Below are 16,735 nucleotides of genomic sequence, written 5' to 3'. Positions count from 1 at the left end.
TCATGTGACCTTTTGGTCACATATTCTGGGGGCGTGCCCGACGACGACCTGGTTTTCAAGGCCCTGGCGGATCCGACCCGCCGGTTCCTGCTCGACCGACTGTTCGCGCGTGACGGCCTCACGCTGACCGAACTCGAGTCCGGTGTGGACATGAGCCGGTTCGGCGTGATGAAGCATCTGAAGCTGCTCGAAGAAGCCGGACTCGTCGTCTCACGCAAGGAAGGCCGGGAGAAGAAGCATTTCCTCAACCCGGTGCCGATCCGCCAGATCCACGACCGATGGATCGACAAGTTCACCGAGCGCAACGTCACCGCGTTGCTCGACCTCAAAGCCGAACTCGAAAGCAAGGAACCGTCATGACCGACACCGTCACCCAGGTCTACCGCGTCTACATCAAGGCCACCCCGGAAAAGATCTGGGACGCGATCACGAAGCCGGAGTGGTCGCGGAAATACGGCTACTCCGGCCTCGTCGACTTCGACCTGCGCCCGGGCGGCAAGCACACGACGCATCCGACACCCGACTTCGTCCAGGCCGGGTTCACCGACGACCTCGCCGACGGCGAGGTCCTGGAAGTCGACCCACCGCGCAGACTGGTCATCACCTGGAAGCTGCTGATGGACCCGGCCTTCGTCAAGGAGCCGTACACCAAGCTCACCTACGAGATCGTAGAGACGAAGACCGCGGGCACCCGGCTGACCGTCACCCACGACCTCACCGGCGCGCCGACGACGGCCTCCCTGGTCGACGGCTCGCAGGAGAACATCGACGGCGGACCGAACGAGAACCCCGGCGGCGGCTGGGCGTGGATCCTGTCGGACCTCAAGTCGCTGCTGGAGACGGACAAGCCGCTCGTCCCCGCCGCCTCCTGACCGGGTGTAGCGCGTGAAGGCCCCCTTCCCTCGGCTGAGCCGAGGGAAGGGGGCCTTCACGCGCGATCTAGACCCGTTTGGTCGCGGCCTTGAGGGAGGCTTTCGCGGCGGCAGAAGCATCGATCGTGTCCAGCGCGAACAACGCCGCACCGACCACCGGGGCCACGTCGACCACCTGGATCGAGGCCTGCGGTGCCACCTTCAGGCACCGCCGCTCGATCTCCGCGATCACCTGCGCGCCGACCCCGGTCAGCACTCCCCCGCCGAGGATGACTTCGGGCGCCTCCTCGGTGAGTTCCAGCCGCCGCAGGATGACCGAGACCAGCAGGGCGACCTCTTCGACGAACCGGTCGACCACGTCCTGCGCCACCTCGTCGCCACCCGCCGCGACGGCGAACAACAGCGGGCACAGGCCGTGGATCGAATCGGAGTGCAGCTCCCCGAAGTGCAGGCGCTCCACCACTTCCAGCACCGAGGACGTCTTGAAGTGCGCGGTGACGGCGGTGAGCAACGCCGTGCCGGGGCCCCGGCCGTCCTCGGCACGGACGGCCCACCACAGCGCCTCCTCGCCGAGCCGGTAGCCGCCGCCCCAGTCGCCGGAGATCTTGCCCAGCGCGGGAAACCGGTGCTCACGACCGTCGACGCTGACACCGGCGCCGTTGATCCCGGCGCCGCACACCACCGCCACACCCGTCCCGTCGGTACTGCCCGCGCGCAGCAGCGCGAGCGTGTCGTTGCCGACGATCAGCGTGTCGCTCCAGCCGCGCGCGGCCAGCGCGGCGTGCAGGATCGCTTCCTCCTGCGGGAAATCCAGCCCCGCGAGGTAGGCCGACGTATGTGTCGCGAAAGGACGTTCGACGGGAAGCCCTGCCCCGCGAAGGGCTTCCAGGACCAGCTTCTCCAGCGCCTGGACGCAGCCGTCGACCCCGATGTTCTGCGGGGACGCGCCCGGCCCTCGCGACTGTCCGAGCACCCGCCCGTCCCGGGAGACGATCAGGACGTCGGTCTTGCTGTTGCCGCCGTCGATCGCGACGACGACGTCCTGTGAGCCGGCCGTCATGCCCCCGCCCACGGCAGGAACTCGCGGTTGATCTTCACCAGCGAGTCGGCGAGCCGATCGGCCTTGGTGTACTGGCCGACCAGCGGATGCGCGAGCAGCGCGTCGGCAACCCGGTCGCGGCCGCCCTTGATCGCGGCCTCCAGCGCGAGGTGCTCGTACGCGGTCACGCCGGCGATAAGCCCGGCGAACCGCTGTTCCACCGGCGGCTGCGGGATCGGGCGCGGCCCAGCACCGTCCACAAGGGACGGAACCTCGATGACGGCGTCGTCCGGCAGGAAGTCGAAAGTGCCTTCGTTGCGGACGTTGACGACATGCTCCTCGGCCGGGCCCCCCGAGGTGAGCGCGTGCACGAGCTGCACCGCGGCCTCGGAATAGTAGGCACCGCCCCGCTTTTCCAGCTGTTCCGGTTTGGTCACCACCTCCGGGTCGAGGTAGACCTTCAGCAGTTCCTCCTCGACGTCGCTGACGACGTCCGCGCGCGGCCGCTCGGTGCGCTGCTTCGCCACCTGCTCGTCGTGCCCGTAGTAGTACTTCAGGTAGTACGACGGCACGACGTTCATCCGCCGCATCCACTCGACCGGCGCGGTGACGTGCTCACCGAGGAATTCCGCGTGCTCCGCCAGCAGTTCCGGCAGCCGGTCCTCGCCGTCGACGAGCACCTTTCGTTCCCAGCTCAGGTGGTTGAGCCCGGTGTGGACGAGTTTGACGTCGTCGACACCGGCACCGAGCAGGTGCGCGAACGTCCGCTGGAGGTGGATCGCGACGTTGCAGAGGCCGACGGCGCGGTGGCCCTCGTTCAGCAGCGCCCGGGTGACGATGCCGACGGGGTTGGTGAAGTTGACGATCCACGTGTCGTCACCCGCGATCTTCCGGACCCGGTCGGCGATGTCGAGCACCACCGGAACGGTCCGCAGCGCCTTCGCGAGGCCGCCCGCGCCCGTCGTCTCCTGCCCGACACAGCCACAGGCGTGCGGGAACGTCTCGTCCCCGCGCCGCGCGCGCTGTCCGCCGACCCGCAGCTGGATCAGCACCGCCGACGCCCCGTCGACGCCTTCTTCGAGGCTCGACGTTGTGCGGACCCGCGCCGGATGCCCGGCGTGGCTCAGCAATCGATTGCTGAAGTCCCCGACCGCCTCCACCCGGTACGCGTCCGGATCGATCAGCACGATCTCGTCGACGTCCAAAGTGGACCGACGCCCGGCGATCCCGTCGATCAGTTCGGGCGTGTAGGTGGATCCCCCACCGACGACTGCCAGTTTCATCCCTTGACCCCTGTGAATGTGATGCCCTTGACGAAGGACTTCTGCGCGAACACGAACAACACGATCACCGGCAGCATGATCAGCGCGGTGGCCGCCATGGTGAGGTTCCATTCCACGTGGTGCATGCCGCGGAACGACGCGATCGCCAGCGAAAGCGGCCAGCTGTCGCGGGTCTCACCCGTGTAGAGCAGCGGACCGAAGTAGTCGTTCCAGGTGAACAGGAAGCAGAACATCGCGGTGGCCGCGATCCCCGGCTTCGCCATCGGGATCAGGACCTTGACCATCGCCTTGAACTCGGTGCAGCCGTCGATCTTCGCCGCTTCGAGGTAGTCCTTCGGAATGGTGAGGAAGAACTGCCGCAGCAGGAAGATCGAGAACGCGTCGAAGAAGAAGTACGGCGCGATCAACGGGATCAGCGTCCCGGTGAACCCGAGCCGCACCCACAGGTCGTACAAGGGCACGACGGTGACCTGCGGGGGCAGCATCATCGCGGCCACGGTCAGCATGAAGAACAGGTTCTGCCCGCGGAACTTCAGCTTCGAAAGCGCGTATGCGGCCGGGATCGCCGAGACGAGCGCGCCGACGGTGGCCAGCGTCGAATACAGCATGCTGTTACCGAAGTACTGCAGCAACGGCGCCTTTTCGAATACCTCGATGAAGTTCTCGAAATGCCATTCCGTCGGCCAGAAGTTCGACGAAAGCGCCTGGTCGCTGGACATCACCGCGGTGAGGAACACGAACAGGATGGGCAGCATGAAGATCACGCCCATCGCGATGCCCACGCTGTGCGTCGCGATCCAGTAGAGCTTCTTGTCCCACTGGCGCCGCATCCGAACCTTCGGCGGTTCGGAAGCCGGGGCGGCGTGCCTGGGCTCGGCAAGAGTGGTCATCCGCCCTCCTCCTGGTGCTGAGACTTACGAAGCTGCCGGACCAGAATCCAGGTGAACCCGGCCGAGACGACGAACAGCAGGACCGCCATCGCCGCCGCGTAACCCATGTTGAAGTACCGGAAACCCTGGACGTACAGCCAAACCGGATATGTCAGCGTCGAGTTCTGTGGTGCGCCGATGAACTTCGTGTTGCCCGCGACGTCGGCCGCGCCCGCCGCCGCCGATCCCGCGACGATCGCCTGCGTGAAGAACTGCAACGCGAAGATGATCGAGTTGACGATGCCGAACAGCAGCACCGGCGAGATCGACGGGAGCGTGACGTGCCAGAACCGGCGGATCGGTCCGGCGCCGTCGAGTTCCGCGGCCTCGTACTGCTCCTGCGGCACGTCGAGCAACGCCGCCAGGATGATGATCATCAGCTCGCCCGAGCCCCACATCACCAGCAGGGTCAGCGCCGGCTTCGACATCGCCGGATCGTTGAACCACAGGCCGCCGTCGATGCCGACGAAGTCCAGGAACGCGTTGACCGGGCCGTATTCCGGGTTGAACAGGAACACGAAGGCCAAGGTCGCCGCGGCGGGCGGGGCCAGCGAAGGCAGGTAGCACAGCGTCCGGACCAGGCCGACGCCCGACTTCAGCCGGGAGATCACCGAGGCCACGCCGAGCGCGAACACCACCCGGCAGACGGTCAGCACGATCACCAGCCACAACGTGTTGTACGCGGCGGTGCCGACCAGCGGCTCGCTGGTGAACATCCGGACGTAGTTGTCGAAACCGATGAACTCCGGCGCGTTGATCAGGTCGTACCGGGTGAACGAGTAGTACACCGTGGCGATCAGCGGGTAGCCGAAGAAGATCAGGAAGCCCAGCATCGCCGGGGCGATGAAGTAGAAGACGGTGCGACGGCGGCGCGCCGCGTTCCCCTTCCGCGTCCGGGTGGACGCGGAAGGGGAGGCGACCGCCCTGGAATCCAGGGTCGAAGTCATGCGATCAGCCGCCGGCGCGTTTCTGGGCCAGCTCGTCGTTGATCTGAGCGTCGACCTGCTTCAGACCAGCGACCATGTCCGGCACGTTGCCCGCCTGCCACTTCTCGGCGAAGTCGTTGACCGCCTTGAGGTGCGCGTCGCCGATCGGGGTCGACGGGTTCGGCGTCAGCTTGCCGCCGTTGTACAGGTCGAGGAACGTCTTGAACTCCGGCGTGACCTCGAGCTTCGGGTCGGTCAGCGCGGCCTTGGTGCTCGGGACGTTCTTCAGGCCGTTCGACAGCTCGACCAGCGTGGCCGTGTCGAGGGTGACCTGCTTGATCAGTTCCCAGGCCGCGCCGGGGTTCTTGGCGCCCTTGGGGATCGCGATGATCGTGCCCGTGGTGAACGCGCCGCCGTAGCGGTCGGGCTTGCTGTCGAGCACCGGCGGGGCCGCCGTGCCGAACTTGAGCTCCGGCGCCTGGTCCTTGATGAACGCGGTGCGGTACTCGCCGTCGATCATCATCGCGAGCTTGCCGCGCTGGAAACCGTGGTCCGCCGAGTACTCCTCGCCGAGACCGGCCTTGAACTGCTCGACCTTGGCGTGGCCGCCGTAGAAGTCCACGAGCTGCTTCTGGAAGTCGAACATCGCCTTCCACTCGGGGCTGTCGGCGAGGTGCGACTGGCCGTCGGGGCCGATGTAGGTGGCGCCGAAGTTCGGGGCCCAGTACTGCGCCATGTTGGCGTAGAACGGCATCGACGGCAGGAAACCGGCGACCTTGATGGAGCCGTCCGGGTTGAACTCGGTCAGCTTCTTGGTGGCCTCGAACAGTTCCGAGGTCGTCTTCGGCGGCGACGTGATGCCCTTCGCCGCGAACATGTCCTTGTTGTAGTAGAAGCCGTAGACGTCGGCGAGCAGCGGCATGGCGCAGCGCTTGCCCTGGAATTCGGTGTAGCTGCGCACCGCGTCCGGGATCTGCGAAAGGTCGATCTTGTCGCGGTCGATGTAGGGCTTGAGATCCTGGAAGCTGCCCGTCGAGCACCACGCGCCGAGGTTGTCGGTGAAGAACGAGATCGCCACGTCCGGCGGGTTGCCACCGCGGATCGACTGGGTGATCTTGTCGTCGTCCTGCTGGCCTTCGTGCTTGATCTCGATGTTCGGGAACTTCGCCTTGAGCTTGTTGAGCCCGGCGGTGACCACGTTGTACTCGCGGTCGGTGAACTTGCTGTAGACGGTCAGCGTGAGCTTCGCGTCCGCGGCCGGGGCGGCCGCCGCGTCGCCCGACCCGCCGTTCGGGCCGCTTGCGGCGCCCGAACAGGCGGACACCAGCGCGGCGACGGTGACCGCGCCGAGCACTATCGAGCCGCGCCAACGGCGGCCGCTTCTCCGAACCTGGGTCGTGGAACTCATGACCCTCCTCCTAGTTGGTTGGGGCGGGAGACGGTGGTTCTGTTCGTGAATCCGGGATCGCCACGATCGGATTTGGCTCTCCCGCCCCGGACCGCCCGGGCCCGAGGAGCGAAGGGGTGTTGACGCCGAAGACGTCCCGGCGGACGGTGGCGAGCGCCGATTGCAGCGCGCCCGCGCGAACCGCGTTGCCCTGCACCGAAGCGACCCCGACGGGGGTGCGGGGCAGGACCAGTTCGTGCAGCCTTTTCGCGACCAGCGCGGCGAATTCGTCGCCCCCGGCCCGGCTGGTGTCACCGGAAAGGAGCACGAGTTCGGGGTCGACGACCGCGATCAGGCCAGCCGCTCCGCCCGCCACACGGCGGGCGAGGTCGTCGAGGAAGGCTTCGTTCTTTCGCTCGCGGGCCTTGAAGACGGCGTCCGCGCCGGTTTCGGCCTCGATGCCATGCGCGGCGGCCAGCTCGACGACGGCCGGAGAGGCGACGAGATCACCGAAGCGATCCCCCGCGCGCGGCTTTTCCTTCGGCGTGGCAACGGAAACCGGATCGGGAACGCGCATCCAGTCGATCTCGCCGCCACCGCCGGTCGCGCCGCGCAGCAGCCTGCGGCCGACCACCACCGCGCCGCCGACGCCGTCGCTGAGCCAGATCATCACGAAGTCGTCGAGCCCGACGGCCTGGCCGACCGTCATCTCCACGATCGCGACGAGGTTGACGTCGTTCTCGATGGTGACCTCGACGCCGAGTTCCCGGCTCAGCCTGCGTGGCACGTCGAAACCGAGCCAGCCGGGGATGTGGGGCGCCGAGGAGAGCAAGCCGGTGCGGGGGTCGAAGGCGCCTTGCGCGCCGATGACGACGTGGCGGAGATCGGTGGCGGCGAGCCCGGCGCTGTTCGCGACGCTGGTGAGCGCCGCGCCGAACGTGCCGACGACGTCCGCGCCCTCGTGGACCGGCAGCGGGACCTGGTACTCGGCGAGCACCGCGCCCGTGACGTCGGCGACCACGAAATCGGCCTGCTGCGGCGTCAGGTCCACGGCCGCGACGTAGGCGACGCCGCCGTTGACCTGCCAGAGCTGAGCCCTCGGGCCGCGACCGCCGCCGCGGACGCCCGCCTTGATGACGACGTCGTCCTGCTCGAGGCGGGTGAGCAGCTGCGCCGTCGCGGGCTTCGACAGGCCGATGGCGACCTCGAGCTCGGAGCGCGTCAGCGGGCCGTCCCTGAGGAGGACCTCGATGGCCGCGCGATCGTTGATCTCGCGCAGCATTCGCGGACTGCCGGCTCGCACTTGGGCTCGCTCCCGACTTCGTTAGGAAACTTTACAGACGGTTTCCGGGGACTGTAGTGAGCCGAGCCACAGCCGTCAACGGGGTCGGGAAACGGGGAGGTAACGCTTGCCGTGTTCCACACAGCGGGTATACGTACCGGCGCGGAGGGTGGCCGTTCGGGCGGACCTGCCTGGCGAGTGGTCCTGGCCGAACGACGAAGGGCCGCTCAGGAGGTTCGAAGCCTCCCGGGCGGCCCTTCGGTGACGCGGCGGTGGATCAGAAGTTGGGCTGCACGTACAGGTCGTACACCCAGGGGAACGTGGGCGAGGGGTAGCACATCCACCCGTCCCAGTCCCCGGCGATCTGGCCGTGGTGGCCGGTGATCCCGCAGTCCTCCTGGCTGTACGAACCGAAGTACTCGTAGTCCGAGGCCTGCGCCGCACCCGCGGTCACGGCGCTGATCGAGGCGAAGGCCGCCACGGCGGCTCCGGCGACGGCGAACCGCCGCAAGGTGTTCTTCATGTTTTCCCCAGTGTCCTACTCGATGGTCCTGGAAACGGACAGCAGGAGGATAGCGGGCACGACACCGCCTTGAGGGCGAATCACCAACCTTCGCCGGGAGTTCTTGACCGGTCATTCTTGAATGACTATTCTCAAACCCATGGCCCGACCACGCCAGTTCGACGAGACGACAGCGATCGAAGCCGCGGCGGCGGTCTTCCGGCAGCGGGGATACCACGCGACGTCGGTCGATCACCTCGTCGAGGCGACGGGTGTCCACCGGGGGAGCCTGTACGGCGCGTTCGGCAGCAAGCACGGGTTGTTCGCCCGGGTGCTGGAGCACGTCGGCGCCGACCGCGACGAGCAGCTCGACATCCTGCTGATCGCGCTGCTCGAACTGGCCCCCACCGACGAGCGGCTACGCACGCGGGCCGGGGCCGTCATCCAGGACCTCGGGACGACCCCCGCCCAGCTGGGGCGACGGCTGCTGGCCCGCGCCCTCGTGCCGGGCAACGACGACGAAGGAGAAAAGGCATGAGCAACAACCGGGTCACCATCAACGGCGACCGGCTCGTGGTCGAACCCGTGGGGATAGACAAGGTCTGGTCGTTCAAGCGGCGGCTGGAATTCCCGCTCGCCCACGTACGCGGCGCGACCCACGACCCGGGCATGCGCGACGAGCCGAAGGGCTGGCGCGGGCCGGGTCTCCGGATCCCCGGCAAACTCTCCGGCACCTTTCACGCCGACGGCGACCGGCAGTTCTGGAACGTCTCCGGGTTCGAGCGCACGGTCGTCATCACCCTCGACGAGGCCGAGGACTTCAACCGGCTCGTGCTCACGGTCGACGATCCCGCCGAGATCGTCACCGCCGTCAACAACGCGATCGCGTGAGTACATGAAGGCCCCCTTCCTTGCGTCTAGCGCAAGGAAGGGGGCCTTCATGTACTCGGCAAGGTGTGAAGGTCGAGTTTCCTCGGCTGAGCCGAGGGAAGGGGGCCTTCACGCGCAACCGTTGTGACTGCTGGTGCAGTTGCGACTATCGAGTCCGTGAAGTGGTAGCAAAGGTCCCTTGCTACCCGCCGGCCGGTCAGACCCCGGCCCAGGCCGCCAGCATCACGCGCGCGATCGACGAGTTGCCCGGCAGCACCAGCTGCCGCGTCCCGCCCGCGATCGGCGTCGGCACGGCGCCCGCGTTCCGCAGCTGACTGTTCGCGAAGGCGGCCCGCACCTCCTCGCGCGAAACCCAGAACGCCTCTTCGATCTCGCCCTCGGCGGGCACCAGCTGAGCGGTGATGTCCGCCCGCGCGGTGAAGCCGAGCATGATCGACCGCGGGAACGGCCACGGCTGGCTGCCGAGATAACGTACGTCGCGCACCTCGACGCCGACCTCTTCGCGGATCTCCCGCTCGACACAGCCTTCGAGCGACTCCCCCGCCTCGACGAAACCGGCGAGGATCGAGTACCGGTCCGGCGGCCAGATCGGCTGCCGCGCCAGCAGGACATGCTCACCGTTGACGCCGGCGTCGTCGTGCACGAGACAGATCACGGCCGGGTCGGTGCGCGGGTACTCCTCCCGGCCGCAGCCGGTGCACTTGCTCGCCCAGCCCAGCTGGATCAGCTCGGTCGCACTACCGCAGCGCGTGCAGAACTTAGCCTGCCGCCGCCACGCCTGCAGCGCCTGCGCCGTGGTGAAGAGCCCGGCCGACGTGTCGTCGAGCAGGTCGCCGTAGCCGCGCAGGTCGACCCAGATCTCGCCGTCATGCCGGGCCACCTGTTCCACGACACCCCAGCTGCCCGCCATTTCGACGGTCTCGGTCTCCCCGGCGGGGCGGCCGGGCATCGACCAGTAGTCGGTGCCCTGCCACTCCCCCAGGAAGACCGCCTCGGCGGGCGGCTCGGTGCCGAAGTCCTGCGACTTGCGGGTGGCCAGCCTGCCGGAACCCTCCACCACCGGGGTGCGCGCGTGCTCGTCGAGCAGCACGACCCGGGCGTTCGGCCAGCGCTCGGCGAGCCTGTCCGGGTTGGTGCGCAAGGATTCCTGACGGTCCGCCGTGGAGCGCGAAAGCGTCGGGAGCGCCCCCAACCCGAACGGCGTCTCCATCAGGCTGTTCCTTCCGCGAGTGTGCGCGCCACCGCGATCGCGTCGCCAGGGCGCGGCATACGACGAGCACTCACGCCTCGGCAAGAGGCGCCCTGCCGCCACGATCGCGGGGTCTCACGACCGGAGCGCGCTCTTTGGCTCGTTCGGGTGCCGCGAGTCAGGACCACGAACGGCCTCCTTCGTACCTCATTCGGCCGGCTCCCCGACGGTCACGTCGCCCAGCGCCGTCAGCTTCGGCGCGAGGACATCGGCGTCGCCGACGACGACACCGGTGAACCGCTTGGGCGCGAAGAACTCCAGCGCGGCGTTCGCGACGTCTTCGGCGGTGACCGCGGCGAGGCGCTCCGGATGTCCGGCGAGCCATTCGACGCCCAGCCCGGTCGCGGCGAGCGCGGACAGCTGCGCGGCCAGGCCGCCTTGCGACGACGCCGCCGTGACCAGCGAACCGATCGCGTACTGGCGCACCGACTCGACCTCTTCCGCGGTCGGCGGCACGAGACCGAGCCTGGCCAGCTCGTACCGCGTCTCCAGCAGCGCGGCGGCGGTCGCGTCGGTCGCGGTGTCCGCGTCGACGTTCACCACGGCGGTCTGGTCGGTGAACTCGAACCCGGAGTGCGCGCTGTAGGTGTACCCCTTGTCCTCGCGGATGTTCTCGACCAGCCGCGAGGAGAAGTACCCGCCGTAGACGAGGTTCGCCAGCTGCAGCGCCGGATACCGCGGGTCCGTGCGCGACACGGTCTGCGCGGACAGCCGGATCTGCGACTGCACGGCACCGGCCCGCGGCACCAGCAGGACATTGCCGCCGGTGAGCTCGGGCAGCACGGGCAGGCGGACGGCGGAGCGATCCGAAGCCCAGCCGCCGAACGCCTTCTCCAGGTCACCGATGACGCTCTCGGGGTCGATGTCGCCGACGATCACCAGCACGGATCCCCGCGGCAGCACCGAAGCCCGGTGCAGCGCGCGAACCTGTTCCGGCGTCACGACCGCAACATCTTCGGCCTGCGGGACCTCGCGCACGGCCGGGTGGTCGCCGTAGCGGTGCTTCTGCAGTGCCTCGCGGGCGATGGTCCTCGGCTGCGTGCGGGCGACGGCGATCCGCTCGATGAGCCGCTCGCGTTCCCGCTCGACCTCGGCGTCCGCGTACGACGCGCCGGTGAGCGCGTCGGCGAGGACGTCGAGCATCGTCGGCAGGCCGTCGGCCAGCGAGGTGCCGGTGATGATCAGGCGCTCCGGGTCGACGCCGGACGCGAGGTCGCCACCGATCAGCGCCAGGTCGGCGTCGATCTCGATGCGGTCGCGGCGGGCGGTCCCGGTCAGCAGGGTTTCGGCCAGCACCTCGGCGGTGGCCGGGTGCAGCTTGTCCTCCCCGGCGAACGGGATCCAGACGCGCAGCTCGACCAGCGGCACGGTGGGCTTGCGGACGGCGAGCACCCGCAGCCCGTTGCTCAGCGTGGTGTCCACATGGGACAGATCGGCGGCGGCGCGCTGTGTCCCCAGCGAAGGGACCGGACGCGGCCCGGCAGCCGTGCGGCCGATCTCCTCGGCGGTGCGGTGCGGTGCGCTCACTGCTCGGTACCTTCCTGGTCTGAAGATCCACTACCCGGGCGGACGACGAGCACGGCGCGCGAATCCGGCCGCAGCGCCTTCGCCGCCGCCGAAACGGCTTCCGCGGTGACCGCCGACATCTTCTCGGCGAGCCGGTACACCAGCGACGCGTCGCCGTACAGCAGCTCGAACGAGCCGAGGGCCAGCGTGCGGGACACCAGCTTGTCGTGCTCGGAGTGCAGGCTCGCGGCCCAGCGCGCGGTGACCTTCTTGAGCTCTTGGTCCTCCGGCGGCGTGGCCGCCAGCTTCTCCAGCTCCTCGTCCAGCGCGGTGAGGACCTGATCGGTGCTCACCTCGTGCGGGTGGATCGCGGTGATGGTGAACGTGTCCGGGTCGCGGGCCTCGAACGGGCCGAACAGCCCGGCGCCCGCGCCGATGTCGACCACCAGCGGCTCACGGTGCACCAGACGCTGCTGCAGCCGGGAGCCGTCGCCGTCGGTCAGCACGCCGGCGAGCACGAGGTTCGCCAGGTAGCCGTCGAGGTCGTTGATCGGGTCCGGCATGCGGTAGCCGACGCCGACCGCGGGCAGCGGGGCATGCGGGTCCACGTGCTCGCCGCGCAGCTCGCCCTCGGGGGCGGGCTCGGCGAACGACGGACGCTGCGGCGCGGGCCGGTGCGGCACGTCGCCGAAGTGCTTCTCGATCAGCTCGCGGGCCTCCTCGACGGTGAAGTCACCGGCGACGGTCAGCACCGCGTTCGCGGGCGAGTAGTAGGTGTCGAAGAAGGCCGCGCAGTCGTCCAGGGTGGCCTGTTCGAGATCCTCGAAACCGCCGTAACCGTTGTGCGCGTTGGGGAACGTGGAGTACAGCACCGGCGGGAGCAGGATCCACGGGAACCCGCCGTACGGCCGGTTCAGCACGTTGAGGCGGATCTCCTCCTTGACCACGTCGATCTGGTTGGCCAGGTTCTCCTGCGTCAGCTTCGGCGCCCGCATCCTGTCCGCTTCGAGGAACAGGGCGCGCTCGAGAGCCGCGGCGGGGAGGACCTCGAAGTAGTCCGTGTAGTCCGGATGGGTGGAGCCGTTGAAGCTGCCACCACTCGACTGGACGTACCGGAAGTGCGCGAGCTTCTCCAGGCTCTCGCTCCCCTGGAACATCAAATGCTCGAAGAGGTGCGCGAAACCGGTGCGCCCTTCGGGCTCGGAACGGAAGCCCACGTCGTAGTGGACGCTGACACCCACCACCGGAGCGGTCGCGTCGGGTGCGAGCACCACGCGCAGACCGTTGTCGAGGGTGAATCGGACAAGCTCGGGATCGGCCATGCGCACCACCCTACGGGCTACTCAGGCCTCCAGGCGACGACCCTGGCGGGTCGCGGCGAAGGTTCCCACTAGCGCGGCGGTGAAGTCGCCCACCCGCTCGATCGGGACCTCGTCGCCATCTTCCTTGCCATACCAGTAGATCTTGGGCGGACCCTTGAGCTCGGCGAATCCGGCGACCCAGGGTTCTTGTTCGCCGAAAGCGAGCGCGTACGGCAGTGCCCGGGAAAGAAGCACCTCGCGTTCGAGCTTCGGGACGTCCGTCGCCTTGGTCGCCAGCAGCGCCTCGCGAACGCCGAGCAGCCGCCGGTGCAGCTCGACACCGGCGCCGGTGCGCACCGGCAGCCACCGGGCGGCGACGGCGAGTACCGCGCCCGCGGCGATGACGATCAGGCCGAACTGGGCGTAGCCGACGGTCAAGGCCAGCAGAACGGTGAGGAACAGACCGTAGAAGCAGATCCGCAGGCCGGCGCGGGACAGCCTGCCGGGCAGCAGCGAGTACCAGCGGCGTTCGACGACGCTGTCGTCCAGCGCGGCTCGCACCGTTTCGATGCCGATCCGCGCCGACTGGATCTCCGGCAGCGGCACGGACTCGCGCTCGCCGGGCAGCAGCGCGTCGAAGACCGCGCGTTCGTAGGCGGTCAGCTGGTCGTCGGGCGGGTTGCGGCGGACGAGCCGCCAGGTGGCCAGGTCGCCGGGCTCCTCGCTCACCCAGAGGTAGTTCCGGACGGCGAGGTCGACGACCGTCGCGGCCAGGTCGACGGCGTCGGCGCGCCCCGTGAGAACGGTCCCGACCTGGCCGGGCAGCACACCGTCGGGTGACGAGAACGCGTTCCCGGTGAGCAGGCGGACTGGGAGCGCTTCGCCCGGGTGCTCGTCCCGCCTCCGCAGCAGTACCACCACCGCGGCGGCCACGACCAGCGCGAACGCGAAGCCGAACCAGGCCCAGCCGACCGGAGCGGTGAGCACGAACGCACCGGCGAAGGTCTTCGACGGCTCCAGGCGCGCGTTCTCCGGGACGGTCCCGCCGGGCAGCTCGACCGAGATCTCCATCCGCTGCCCGGCCGCGAGGTTCTGCTGGCTGAACCTGGTCAGCCCGGAATGCGCGATCTGGGCGGTACCGCAGCGCGCGCGAGCCCCCTCGGGCCCGGCGTGACAGGCGACCGCGTTCGGGACGGACGGCGCGGCGAAACTCGCCCGCACGAGTTCGAGCCGGGTGTCCCAGCCGCCCGCGAGCTGCCAGCTCACCCGCGTCAGGCCCTCCGCTTCGGAAACCACACCGTCCACTGTGTACCGGACGATCGAGGTGCCGCCCTTGAGCTTGACGGTGAACTCGTCTTCGGTCAGCTCGGCGTTGCCCGCGCCCTCGATGACGACGTCGCGGATGCCGATGATCCGGTCCCGGTTGTGCGGAGCGGCCGTGCGGAGCGGGATCCGGCGGGTCATCGTGCCCTCGCTCGGCACGGACACCGCCTCGACGACCGAGAACGCGCCGTCGCGTTCCACCTTGAGCGAGATCTCCGCGCTGTTCGGCAGCGAGGGCAGCTGCGGTTCGTCCTGCGCCCCCGCCGGTGCCGCGCCCAGCACCAGCAGGAGAAGCACCGGCAACAGCACGCATTTCGTCCTCTGGACGCGGTACTTGCGTGTGCAAGTATTCACGTCAGGCGGGGACCGGTTCGGGGCGGAGCGAGCGCAGGTGCCCGGATTCGGCGAGCAGACCGTCCAAAGCGGACAGGAACGACGGGAGGTGCGCGGCGAACCGGCGCAGGTCCCGGTCGCCTTCGAGACCGCCGAACCAGTACAGCCCGGCCGAGCCGTCCGCCGACGGGTCGAGCCCCTCGAACGTCCGGAGCCAGCGCTCGACGTCACCGAGCACGATGGCGTACGGCAGCGACCGGGAGAACACCATTTCCCGGTCCCCCACCGGAATGTCGGCGACCTTGACGGTGTGCAGGTATTCGAGCAGCCCGCGCACCTGCCCGACCAGTCGCCTGCCGCGCGAGGTCCGCGGCGGCACCCACGAAGCGCCCAGCAACGCGGCGACCCCGGCGAGCACGGCCGCGACACCGAGCAGCGCGTGCCCGACGGTGAACGTCAGGACGGCGGTGCTCACGAGGCCGAGCGCGATCAGGCCGATTCCCGCCCAGGTGAGTTTGCCCTTGCCCTTGTCCGGACGGCGCGAGAACCAGCCCTTGCGCACCACGTCGGCGTACATCGCCTCGCCCGCGACCCGGAGATCGACGGTGCCGCGGCCGCGGAGTTCCGACAGCAGCGCGGAATCGGTGCCCTCGGGCAGGATCGCGGTGTAGATCTCGCGTTCGAAGGCGGCGAGGTGCTCGTCCGGCGCGTTGCGGCGCGCGATCCGCCAGTCGACCGTGCCCGCCCCGCGGACCTCGGCGATCCACAGGTAGTTGCGGACCGCGAGGTCGACCACCGTGCCGCTGACGTCCACGACGTCGACCGTCTCGTCGACGACGGTGCCGACCTGTCCCGGCAGGACACCGTCGGGCGAGGCGAACGAGACCCGATCGCCTTCGCGCATGAGGACGTCGACCGGACCGGTGCCCGCGGTGAGCGCGCCCCTGTCCAGGCGGCGCAGCGACCAGATGGCGAGCGCGCCGAGAATCAGGATCAGTGCCAGCGCGCCGAAACCGAGGCCGGCGAGGGTGGTGAGGGCGAACGCGCCGCCGACCGTGGCGATCTGCTCGAACCGCGCGTTCGCGGGCACCGTGCCGGCCGGGAGCTGGACGGCGATGTCGACCCGTTCGCCCGCCGGGAGTTTGTCCTGCTCGACGCGGACGACGCCGCTGTGATCGGTCTCCGCGAGCGAGCACTGCCTGTCCGAACCGAGCGGCCCGGCGAAACAGTCCACTGTGGGCATCTCACGCGTCGGCGCGCTGAACGAAGCGGACACCCGGGACAGCTCGCCGTCCCAGCCGCTCGCGACCTGCCAGCGGACCTGCTGCGCGCCGTCGACGTCCGCGACCGCTCCGTCCACTTTGTACTTGAGCGTGGCCGCCCCGCCGTCGAAGGTGGCGACCAGCTGTTCGCCGTTCGGCTCCGCCCTGCCCGTGCCCTCGACCGAGACGTCACGGACGACGTACACACGGTCCTGCTCCTCGCCGGCGGGAACCTTCAAGGGAATCCGGCGCACGAGATGCTGTCCGCCCGGGACGGTCACCTGCTCGGTGATCGACAGCGAACCGTCGCGTTCCACCTTCACCGCGACGTTCGCGGCCGCGCCGCTCGGCGGCTGGAGCAGCCCGAGCTGACCGCGCGCGCCGATCGGCGGCGGCTTCGGCAACTGCGGCGCGTTCGTCAGCGAAGGGCCCGCCGCGGGCGCCTCCGGAACGTTCGTATCCGACGGCGGGGCCATCAAGGCCGTGCTCGCCGCGACGGCCACGACCGCCGTCCCCCATTTCGTCAACACAGCCACACACTCTAGGCCAGCCGATCTATGCTGACCGCCGAAACGCCGAATCCGCCACCTGGGCGAACGGCGTTGCCGAACGCATGGGGGATCCACTCGATGAACCAGCAGCCGCCCGGC

Annotated in this window: 16 protein-coding genes; 4 read left to right on the top strand and 12 right to left on the bottom strand. The window is 69.1% G+C overall.

The window, feature by feature from the left end; all coding sequences use genetic code 11:
* The first annotated feature begins 33 nt into the window (after positions 1 to 33).
* Both ACOCEP_RS17045 and ACOCEP_RS17040 read left to right on the top strand, forming a co-directional pair.
* Positions 34 to 360: an ArsR/SmtB family transcription factor gene (locus ACOCEP_RS17045; protein ID WP_482338333.1), complete on the top strand. Its 327-nt coding sequence runs from the start codon at positions 34 to 36 to the stop codon at positions 358 to 360.
* On the top strand, positions 357 to 872 hold the full coding sequence (locus ACOCEP_RS17040; RefSeq protein WP_482338332.1) for an SRPBCC domain-containing protein: 516 nt from the start codon (positions 357 to 359) through the stop codon (positions 870 to 872). The genes ACOCEP_RS17045 and ACOCEP_RS17040 overlap by 4 nt, the downstream gene beginning before the upstream one ends.
* Positions 873 to 939: 67 nt before the next feature.
* On the opposite strand, the gene ACOCEP_RS17035 is transcribed toward ACOCEP_RS17040, so the two are convergent.
* From ACOCEP_RS17035 to ACOCEP_RS17005, 7 genes are all read right to left on the bottom strand, one after another.
* Positions 940 to 1,944, bottom strand: coding sequence for an N-acetylglucosamine kinase (locus ACOCEP_RS17035; protein WP_482338330.1), 1,005 nt, complete (start codon positions 1,942 to 1,944; stop codon positions 940 to 942).
* Positions 1,929 to 3,194: a 6-phospho-beta-glucosidase gene (locus ACOCEP_RS17030; protein ID WP_482338328.1), complete on the bottom strand. Its 1,266-nt coding sequence runs from the start codon at positions 3,192 to 3,194 to the stop codon at positions 1,929 to 1,931. Before ACOCEP_RS17030 ends, ACOCEP_RS17035 begins: the two co-directional genes overlap by 16 nt.
* Positions 3,191 to 4,084 (bottom strand): carbohydrate ABC transporter permease, encoded by an 894-nt coding sequence (locus tag ACOCEP_RS17025; protein ID WP_482338327.1) that lies wholly within the window; start codon positions 4,082 to 4,084, stop codon positions 3,191 to 3,193. The genes ACOCEP_RS17030 and ACOCEP_RS17025 overlap by 4 nt, the downstream gene beginning before the upstream one ends.
* The gene (locus tag ACOCEP_RS17020; protein ID WP_482338325.1) at positions 4,081 to 5,070 is read right to left on the bottom strand and encodes a carbohydrate ABC transporter permease; all 990 of its coding nucleotides are present in this window, start codon (positions 5,068 to 5,070) and stop codon (positions 4,081 to 4,083) included. Before ACOCEP_RS17020 ends, ACOCEP_RS17025 begins: the two co-directional genes overlap by 4 nt.
* A 4-nt stretch (positions 5,071 to 5,074) precedes the next feature.
* A complete protein-coding gene (locus tag ACOCEP_RS17015) occupies positions 5,075 to 6,457 on the bottom strand; it encodes an extracellular solute-binding protein (protein WP_482338323.1) in 1,383 nt (460 codons plus the stop codon).
* Between the two features lie 10 nt (positions 6,458 to 6,467).
* Positions 6,468 to 7,718: an ROK family transcriptional regulator gene (locus tag ACOCEP_RS17010; protein ID WP_482339744.1), complete on the bottom strand. Its 1,251-nt coding sequence runs from the start codon at positions 7,716 to 7,718 to the stop codon at positions 6,468 to 6,470.
* A 277-nt stretch (positions 7,719 to 7,995) separates the two neighbouring features.
* Positions 7,996 to 8,241 (bottom strand): hypothetical protein, encoded by a 246-nt coding sequence (locus tag ACOCEP_RS17005; protein ID WP_482338321.1) that lies wholly within the window; start codon positions 8,239 to 8,241, stop codon positions 7,996 to 7,998.
* Between the two features lie 139 nt (positions 8,242 to 8,380).
* Between ACOCEP_RS17005 and ACOCEP_RS17000 the strand changes: the two genes are divergently transcribed.
* Together ACOCEP_RS17000 and ACOCEP_RS16995 are read left to right on the top strand one after the other, a co-directional pair.
* Positions 8,381 to 8,758 (top strand): TetR/AcrR family transcriptional regulator, encoded by a 378-nt coding sequence (locus ACOCEP_RS17000; RefSeq protein ID WP_482338320.1) that lies wholly within the window; start codon positions 8,381 to 8,383, stop codon positions 8,756 to 8,758.
* The gene (locus tag ACOCEP_RS16995) at positions 8,755 to 9,111 is read left to right on the top strand and encodes a hypothetical protein (protein WP_482338318.1); all 357 of its coding nucleotides are present in this window, start codon (positions 8,755 to 8,757) and stop codon (positions 9,109 to 9,111) included. The genes ACOCEP_RS17000 and ACOCEP_RS16995 overlap by 4 nt, the downstream gene beginning before the upstream one ends.
* Before the next feature lie 196 nt (positions 9,112 to 9,307).
* Here the strand turns inward: ACOCEP_RS16995 and nudC are convergent, their stop codons facing one another.
* From nudC to ACOCEP_RS16970, 5 genes are all read right to left on the bottom strand, one after another.
* Complete coding sequence (gene nudC, locus ACOCEP_RS16990) at positions 9,308 to 10,321, bottom strand: NAD(+) diphosphatase (RefSeq protein ID WP_482338316.1); 1,014 nt, start codon at positions 10,319 to 10,321, stop codon at positions 9,308 to 9,310.
* Between the two features lie 186 nt (positions 10,322 to 10,507).
* Positions 10,508 to 11,887 carry a M16 family metallopeptidase gene (locus tag ACOCEP_RS16985; protein ID WP_482338315.1) on the bottom strand — a complete coding sequence of 460 codons (1,380 nt, stop codon included), beginning with the start codon at positions 11,885 to 11,887 and terminating at the stop codon, positions 10,508 to 10,510.
* The gene (locus ACOCEP_RS16980; RefSeq protein WP_482338313.1) at positions 11,884 to 13,188 is read right to left on the bottom strand and encodes a M16 family metallopeptidase; all 1,305 of its coding nucleotides are present in this window, start codon (positions 13,186 to 13,188) and stop codon (positions 11,884 to 11,886) included. Before ACOCEP_RS16980 ends, ACOCEP_RS16985 begins: the two co-directional genes overlap by 4 nt.
* A gap of 21 nt (positions 13,189 to 13,209) precedes the next feature.
* Complete coding sequence (locus tag ACOCEP_RS16975; protein ID WP_482338311.1) at positions 13,210 to 14,799, bottom strand: DUF2207 family protein; 1,590 nt, start codon at positions 14,797 to 14,799, stop codon at positions 13,210 to 13,212.
* 46 nt (positions 14,800 to 14,845) lie between these two features.
* On the bottom strand, positions 14,846 to 16,615 hold the full coding sequence (locus ACOCEP_RS16970) for a DUF2207 family protein (protein ID WP_482338309.1): 1,770 nt from the start codon (positions 16,613 to 16,615) through the stop codon (positions 14,846 to 14,848).
* Between the last annotated feature and the right edge of the window lie 120 nt (positions 16,616 to 16,735).

Source organism: Amycolatopsis sp. CA-211722, from assembly GCF_056828465.1.
Note: the sequence above shows the minus strand (reverse complement) of the source record. Positions and strands in the feature narration are given on the sequence as shown.

Excerpts from the sequence above, each read along its gene's own strand:
- ACOCEP_RS17015 (WP_482338323.1), bottom strand. The coding sequence starts at position 6,457 with ATGAGTTCCACGACCCAGGTTCGGAGAAGCGGCCGCCGTTGGCGCGGC.
- ACOCEP_RS17020 (WP_482338325.1), bottom strand. The coding sequence starts at position 5,070 with ATGACTTCGACCCTGGATTCCAGGGCGGTCGCCTCCCCTTCCGCGTCC.
- nudC (WP_482338316.1), bottom strand. The coding sequence starts at position 10,321 with ATGGAGACGCCGTTCGGGTTGGGGGCGCTCCCGACGCTTTCGCGCTCC.
- ACOCEP_RS17000 (WP_482338320.1), top strand. The coding sequence starts at position 8,381 with ATGGCCCGACCACGCCAGTTCGACGAGACGACAGCGATCGAAGCCGCG.
- ACOCEP_RS16980 (WP_482338313.1), bottom strand. The coding sequence starts at position 13,188 with ATGGCCGATCCCGAGCTTGTCCGATTCACCCTCGACAACGGTCTGCGC.
- ACOCEP_RS16995 (WP_482338318.1), top strand. The coding sequence starts at position 8,755 with ATGAGCAACAACCGGGTCACCATCAACGGCGACCGGCTCGTGGTCGAA.
- ACOCEP_RS17030 (WP_482338328.1), bottom strand. The coding sequence starts at position 3,194 with ATGAAACTGGCAGTCGTCGGTGGGGGATCCACCTACACGCCCGAACTG.
- ACOCEP_RS17040 (WP_482338332.1), top strand. The coding sequence starts at position 357 with ATGACCGACACCGTCACCCAGGTCTACCGCGTCTACATCAAGGCCACC.
- ACOCEP_RS17005 (WP_482338321.1), bottom strand. The coding sequence starts at position 8,241 with ATGAAGAACACCTTGCGGCGGTTCGCCGTCGCCGGAGCCGCCGTGGCG.
- ACOCEP_RS17025 (WP_482338327.1), bottom strand. The coding sequence starts at position 4,084 with ATGACCACTCTTGCCGAGCCCAGGCACGCCGCCCCGGCTTCCGAACCG.
- ACOCEP_RS17010 (WP_482339744.1), bottom strand. The coding sequence starts at position 7,718 with ATGCTGCGCGAGATCAACGATCGCGCGGCCATCGAGGTCCTCCTCAGG.